This window comes from Dermabacter sp. (assembly GCF_032550575.1).
GTDB classification, from domain to species: Bacteria; Actinomycetota; Actinomycetes; order Actinomycetales; family Dermabacteraceae; genus Dermabacter; species Dermabacter hominis.
In genome coordinates, this window is record NZ_JAWFZC010000002.1 from 248327 (window position 1) to 254964 (window position 6638).

Consider the following 6638-nt stretch of genomic DNA (forward strand, 5'->3'; position numbering starts at 1 on the left):
ACCGCCACTACTGCACGGCCGCGCGCCACCTCGTGATGAAGCCGTGAGAGAGGATGAGCCCGAACGTCATCGCGGCGAGAATCAGCAGAGCGGCGGAGAAGTCCTGTGCAATGCCGACCACGACAACCGTGCTGGGCCGCGCCGTCAGCTGCACCATTCCCGCCACTGCGCGGAACAGGTAAATGCCGGGCACGAGCGCGACGATAGCGGCGAACCCCACGCCTGCGAACGACAGGCGTTTGCGGTGTGCAACGGCGCTCAGCACAAGTCCCGCGACAATGCAGGCCGCGAGATCAGCGTTAATGACGTTCACTCCGCACGAAACCATGAGAATCCAGCGTCCCGCATGGATGAGCCCTCCCACGAGGATGGGCCACGCCGCCTGCGTAAGCGGCATCGAGAAGTAGACGCTGAACGCCATCGCGGCGAGCGCTGCCGCGAGCGCATCGACCCATAGCGACGGCGTACGGGCACCAGCAGTAACGGGAAGGTCGCTCCCCACGAGGAGAAGCCCCACGACGAGCCCGCCGCTGATCGCGGCGAGGATGATCCCGCCATACACGAGGCGATGCCACCCCACCGTGACGTTCTTTCCCGTGACGTCGAGCGCGCCGTTGATGAGGTGAGGGCCCGGCACAAGAATCATGGCGGGGCATACCGCGACGAGTCTGGCTGCCGAGGCGATACCAAGGTGATCGGCGACCCCACCAAGAATCCCCGCGAGCATGGCAGCCGCAAGCGCCTGGCCCGGCACGGCAATACCGTGGGCCCCGAGCCATCGCCTCATACAACCGCCAATACCCGCTGCCAGCGCGATCAACAGGTACGACAGCGGGCTGCGGGCGCCGTAGATGAGAGCGAGACCCCACGCACCGGCGATACAGGCGAGGACGAAAAGCCATAGCGGGGCGTGCGAAATCGAGGCTGCTTCGTCGAGCCGAGAATTGAGCCGCGCGAGTTCACGATCACCGATGTCGCCACTGGCCGGAAGCGAGTCGATAGCTCGTAGCGTCGCGTTAACGCGCGCCATGTTGATCGCCTCGGGTCGCACGTGGACGGTCGTGTGCGCACGACCGTCGATGTCGACGAGGACGACGCGGTTCCATTCAACAATGCACCGTACCGGCAAGCCGAGTCGAGCGCTCAGGGATTCGACCGCGGAGATTGCCTCCGACGTGAGGTGGCCGTACCCCACGAGGGTTCGTGCCGCGGTTGCGAGAGCCCGCATCCGCTCGTCTCGCATGGGTCCTTCTCTCTCTTCGCTGCGTCTCGTATGTGAACGGCCCCGCACCAGAAACAGCCGGGCGTGCGCCCGTCTAACCCTAGCGCTCCCAGTACATGAAGGTTTCTTCATTTTCGCCTCATGGCAGTTTCATGCAGCACAGGCACCGTGATGGCTAACAGCACAACCGAGAAGGAGAAAAACCGTGCCCCCTCGCCGCCATCGCCCCTTCCTCGGCTTTCGCCCGCGCAGAATCCAGCCGTCTACCCCACGTACTTTGTGAAATTCATGGCCAACAGACTGGGAATATCCACCCAAAGGCAAAGTGCGCGTAACCTTTCAGTTGCTCTGCCGATGCATCATGATGCGGTCCACTCCCCGCCCTCGAAGGATTGTTCCTCATGTCTCACGACGTCCTCGAACCAAAGCGCCAGTTCCTTGGCCCCGATCGCAATTGGCACCTCGCCTTCGGTGTCCTCACACTCGGCACGCTCATTTTGTGCATTTACTGGGCGCTTGGCTACACCGACACTGGATCGTGGGGCATCCTCATCACGACCATCGTCGTGGGCCTGTTCATGGCGTTCAACATCGGCGGTAACGACGTCGCCAACTCGTTCGGCACGTCCGTGGGCGCGGGAACGCTCAGCATGAAGCAGGCGCTCATGGTTGCCGCGATCTTCGAAGTGAGCGGCGCCGTGATCGCTGGTGGCGATGTCACTGAGACTGTGCGAAGCGGCATCGTCGATCTCGATGCCTTCGCCGTTCAACCACTCGACTTCGCCTTCATCATGATGTCGGCACTCCTTGGCGCGGCCCTGTGGCTGCTTGTAGCGACAAAGATGGGTTGGCCCGTCTCGACGACCCACTCGATCGTCGGCGGCATCGTTGGCGCGGCCGTGACGCTCGGACTCGTCACGGGCACCGGTGGTTTCGAGATGGTGCAGTGGGGCGAAATTGGCAAGATCGCGCTGTCCTGGGTCGCGTCGCCTCTCCTCGGCGGGATCGTCGCCTACATTCTCTTCGGGGCGATCAAGCGGTACATCCTCGTGTACAACGAAGAAGCCGATGAAAAGCTCCGCCAGCTCAAGATCGACCGCGCCGCGCACCGTGAAAAGCACAAGAAGGCCTTCGAACGCCTCACGGAAATTCAGCAGATCGCCTACACGAATGCCATGGCGCGCGATGCTTCAACGATTCAGTCGGATCCCGATTACGACGTTGAGGATCTCGACTCGGATTACTATCGCGAGCTCCACGACATCGAAGAACGCGCCGAGCACATCAATGCCCACCGCGCACTCGATACGTGGGTGCCACTCCTCGCTGCCGCCGGCTCGATCGTGATCTCCTCAATGCTCCTCTTCAAGGGCCTCAAGAACCTCCACCTCGACATCAACGGTGCGGGCAACATCCTCATCATGGCGATGGTGGGTGCTGCCGTGTGGATGGCCGTGTTTATTTTCGCGAAGACGCTCAAAAACGAGGACCTCTCCCGCTCGACCTTCCTCCTGTTCTCGTGGATGCAGGTGTTTACCGCCTCGGCGTTCGCTTTCAGCCATGGTTCCAACGACATCGCGAATGCGGTCGGCCCGTTCGCCGCAGTCCTCGATGTTCTCAAGACCGGGTCGATCTCCGCTAATGCAACAGTGCCCGCTGCTCTCATGCTGAGCGCCGGCGTGGCCTTGGTTTGCGGTCTTTGGTTCATCGGCCGCAACGTCATCAAGACCGTAGGTACGGGCCTCACGAAGATGCACCCCGCCTCCGGCTTCGCCGCGGAGCTCTCCGCCGCGGGCGTCGTGATGGGAGCCTCGATGATCGGCATTCCCGTCTCCTCGACTCACATCCTCATCGGCGCGATTCTCGGCATCGGTCTCATCAACAAGGCCGCGAACTGGAATCTCATGAAGCCGATCGCCCTCGCGTGGGTCATCACGCTTCCCGCCGCGGCTGCGATCGGGGCCCTCGGCATCGTGATCCTGCGCGCCGTATTCGGCTAAACGTCCGTTTGAAATACGGGCTTTTGAAAAACGGGGTCGTGGTGCACTACCTCACCCACCACGAAATCGATATCGCCCACGCGCTCCCACCCGTGCTTGCTGTAGAAACGCTGCGCCCGGTGGTTATCAGCATTCGCGTTGAGCCATAAACCCTCCACACCGCGTTCACGAGCGCGTTGTTCGGCGGCTTCGAGGATTGCCGCCGCGACTCCTTTGCCGTGCACCTCGGGAACGGCGTAGCACTTGGAGAGGAGCCCCGCGCGCTGGAGCGTCACGCCTAGATTCGGTGCGGGGGCGCCATCTGGTCCGAAGAGCAGGAGCGCGTAGCCCACAAGTGCTCTTCCGACGGTTGCCACGAGCACATCGTGCTCCGGGTGATCGATGTGCGCAGCAAAATGTTCGGGAGTGAGATGCTCGCGAATATAGGCGTCGATGTGGGCCTGAGCAAGCGTCGGAGGACAAGCCAAAGGAAAAGTACGGGCCGCAAGTTCGCTAACAGCGAACGCATCGTGAGGGTGTGCATCTCGAACGATGAAGTCCATTTCTCCATTGTTTCTCACTCGAGCCTGAAAACCACACGCATAGCTCTTTCAGGCTCACAGCGCTTTGTCCAGCACACAGCAAGGTTCCTCTCGCGCGCCGGTCAGACTACGTGGAAATAACCCTAAGGAACCCATGGAAAGTTGGATCTCGCTTGGGGCGCAAGGGCTCCGAGCGCTCCACAAGAGATGCTCACGAGCTTCCCAAAGTGTCTCGAAAGTCTGAACAGGACAAAGCACGAGGAAAGGACAAAAGCCATGAACCTCCGCGATCAGATCGACACTCTCCAGAAAGCCACCGTTATCGACCGCGACGGCAACAAGATCGGCTCGGTCGGCCAGGTCTACCTCCACAACAGCACCGGCGAGCCCTCGTGGGTCACCGTCAACACGGGCCTCTTCGGCTCGAACGAGACTTTCATTCCCCTCGACGAAGCTCAGCTCAGCGGAGACGAGATCACCGTCCCCTACGAGAAGAACTTCGTGAAGGACGCTCCGAACATCAGCGAGGACGGCGAGATCACCCCCGAGCAGGAAAACGAGCTCTACCGCTACTACGGCGTGAAGGACCCGGGCTACGGCACCGAGACCACCGCCAACGCGGGCGAGGTCCGCGAGGATCGCGACCTCAACCAGCAGGGCCTCGCGAATAATGCCGCCGGCAACGAGAGCGCAGCAGGCGTCGGCACCGCCGGTGTTGCCGGTACCGCGGGCGTTGCGGGCGCTGCCGGCGAGCGCGATGCCGCTAGCGACGTGAACCGTGAGGACTACGCCGCTGATGCGGATCGCCGCGAGGCTGCCGACGTCAACGGCGAGCAGAAGATCACCCTCCACGAGGAGCAGGTCAACGTTGGCACCGAGAAGGTCGAGACCGGCCGCGTTCGCCTCCGCAAGCACGTCGTGACCGACACCAAGACCGTTGAGGTTCCCGTTGAGCGCGAAGAGTTCGTTGTCGAGCGCACCCCCGCGACCGGCACCGCAACCGACGCTCCCCTCGGCGAGGACGAGGTCGAGGTGTCGATCTCCGAAGAGCGCCCCGTCGTGAACAAGGAGACCGTTGCGACCGAGGACGTCCGCGTGGGCACCCGCACCGTTCAGGACACCGAGAAGGTTGCGACCGACGTTTCGCGCGAAGAGGTTGCCGTCGACGGCGTTGACGCCGAGGGCAACCGCAAGGGCGACACCGTCTGAGAAGCTTTGAGGCACTAAAGCTCGAAGAAGCCCCCGCCTGCTCGCGTATCTACGAGAAGGCGGGGGCTTCACCATTTCCGACGGTAGGCTAGCGCCCATGGATTTCGTGACCTACGCGATCGATGACGCGCCCACGCGAGAAGAGCTTGTTTCGCTTTACGATTCCGTTGGTTGGTCGGTCTACACTCGCACCCCCGACCGGCTCGAAGCGGCGATCGGCGCCTCACTTCGCGTCGTCACCGCGAGAGTTGATGATGAGCTCGTGGGGCTCGCTCGCATCGTTGGCGATGGGCTCACGATCGTCTATCTCCAAGACATTCTCGTGAGGCCAAATCACCACCGCCACGGGATTGGCCGCGAGCTCTTTTCGAGAGCGTTCGAGCCCTACAGCGACGTACGACAAAAAGTGCTCATGACCGACTGCGGGCAAGCCACACGCTCGTTTTACGAAGCCATGGGCTTCACTGAGACCCGCGACCTCGGCGACCTCAGCGAACAGGTGCGTGTTTTCGTGAGCTTCAGCTGAGCGGTCGCTCGATATGCGTGGCTTTGCTCGCTAAGAAATCGATGTACTTCGGGTCTTCGTCGGAAAAAATCTCCGGTCCCGCGCCCATGTAGGCGCGCATGAGCTCATCCGCCGCGCGCGGTTCGTTACCGAGCTCGAATTGCGCCTGGCCGAGCCGCAAGTGAATGAACGGATTGCCGAGAGCATCAGGGCAGTGCATGCATGTCGTGAGCGCCGCGTGTGCCGTCTCGAAATCCCCGCGAAGCACGTGCGCATCTCCGATACTCGCAAGAAGCCACGTTGCTTGCGGCCACTGCGTTTTCGGCTCAGGGAGCAGTAGCCACGCGCGATCGAAGAATTCCACCGCGCCGAGGTAGTCCTCAGCATCCATGCGGTCGTTGCCCTGTTCGGCGAGTGCGTCGATCTCTTCTTCCCGACTCATGATTTCCCCTTCCGTGTGGAGTTGCGCGGCCAGCGTTGCAAGAAAGGCTGGGCGTAGTTCGGGGTTGTGGAAGCTCCGGCCGAGACCTTCTAGATGAGGAAATGCTCCGCCACGGCGTTGATACGGTGAGGGCATGATTACGTCCTCGCTCAGAAAGCTCGTCAGCGCTGCAACCGACCATGCCAAGCGGTGCAATGACAACGGCGATCACACCGTGGCTGCCGCTCTCCTCACCAAGTCTGGCGGCACGGTCCTTGGGCTCAATGCGTTCCACTTTCTTGGCGGTCCGTGCGGCGAAATCTCGGCACTTGCGAACCACGCCGCAGAATGCGCCAACGATCCCGTAGTCGCCATCGTTGCCGTCTACGGTCCGACCGGGCAAGTGATCTCGCCGTGTGGCAAGTGCCGCCAGGTGCTTTTCGACCGTGATCCCGCAATTCAGTGCGTGATTCGCGGTTCCAACGGGCTCGAGGCCGTAAGCGTTTCTGACCTACTCCCCCATGCCTACGACTGGCGCACCGTGGAGCTCCCGCAAAAGATCTTCATGTGGGAAGGCTACGAGCGCGCGATTAGGGAGGGAGATAAGCGGCAGACCATCCGAGTCGACGATCCGTTCCGCCCCGGCCCCGCGCAGCTCGTTTTGAGGTTACCCTCGTTTAGTGGACACCCTATTAGTGCGGATCTTGTGTCCGTAGGAGAGGATGTTCATTGTGAGTCAACAGCGCAAGAAGTACACGCC

The 6638-nt window shown here is 61.8% G+C and carries 7 protein-coding genes; 4 read left to right on the forward strand and 3 right to left on the reverse strand.

Annotated features, from left to right (window positions below):
* Nucleotides 1–7: 7 nt before the first annotated feature.
* Nucleotides 8–1243 (reverse strand): threonine/serine exporter family protein, encoded by a 1236-nt coding sequence (locus tag E6X30_RS04290; RefSeq protein WP_316335781.1) that lies wholly within the window; start codon nt 1241–1243, stop codon nt 8–10.
* 380 nt (nt 1244–1623) lie between these two features.
* On the opposite strand from E6X30_RS04290, the gene E6X30_RS04295 reads away from it, so the two are divergent.
* Nucleotides 1624–3222 carry an anion permease gene (locus E6X30_RS04295; RefSeq protein WP_316335782.1) on the forward strand — a complete coding sequence of 533 codons (1599 nt, stop codon included), beginning with the start codon at nt 1624–1626 and terminating at the stop codon, nt 3220–3222.
* On the opposite strand, the gene E6X30_RS04300 is transcribed toward E6X30_RS04295, so the two are convergent.
* Complete coding sequence (locus E6X30_RS04300) at nt 3219–3764, reverse strand: GNAT family N-acetyltransferase (RefSeq protein WP_040386503.1); 546 nt, start codon at nt 3762–3764, stop codon at nt 3219–3221. The genes E6X30_RS04295 and E6X30_RS04300 overlap by 4 nt on opposite strands.
* A gap of 255 nt (nt 3765–4019) precedes the next feature.
* On the opposite strand from E6X30_RS04300, the gene E6X30_RS04305 reads away from it, so the two are divergent.
* Nucleotides 4020–4952, forward strand: a complete 933-nt coding sequence (locus tag E6X30_RS04305) for a PRC and DUF2382 domain-containing protein (RefSeq protein ID WP_316335783.1) — start codon at nt 4020–4022, stop codon at nt 4950–4952.
* A gap of 97 nt (nt 4953–5049) precedes the next feature.
* Nucleotides 5050–5478, forward strand: coding sequence for a GNAT family N-acetyltransferase (locus tag E6X30_RS04310; protein ID WP_070435242.1), 429 nt, complete (start codon nt 5050–5052; stop codon nt 5476–5478).
* On the opposite strand, the gene E6X30_RS04315 is transcribed toward E6X30_RS04310, so the two are convergent.
* The gene (locus tag E6X30_RS04315) at nt 5471–5899 is read right to left on the reverse strand and encodes a tetratricopeptide repeat protein (protein WP_316335784.1); all 429 of its coding nucleotides are present in this window, start codon (nt 5897–5899) and stop codon (nt 5471–5473) included. The genes E6X30_RS04310 and E6X30_RS04315 overlap by 8 nt on opposite strands.
* 133 nt (nt 5900–6032) lie before the next feature.
* Here E6X30_RS04315 and E6X30_RS04320 point away from each other — a divergent pair.
* On the forward strand, nt 6033–6638 hold a 606-nt coding region (locus E6X30_RS04320; protein WP_316335785.1), incomplete at its 3' end, for a CMP deaminase.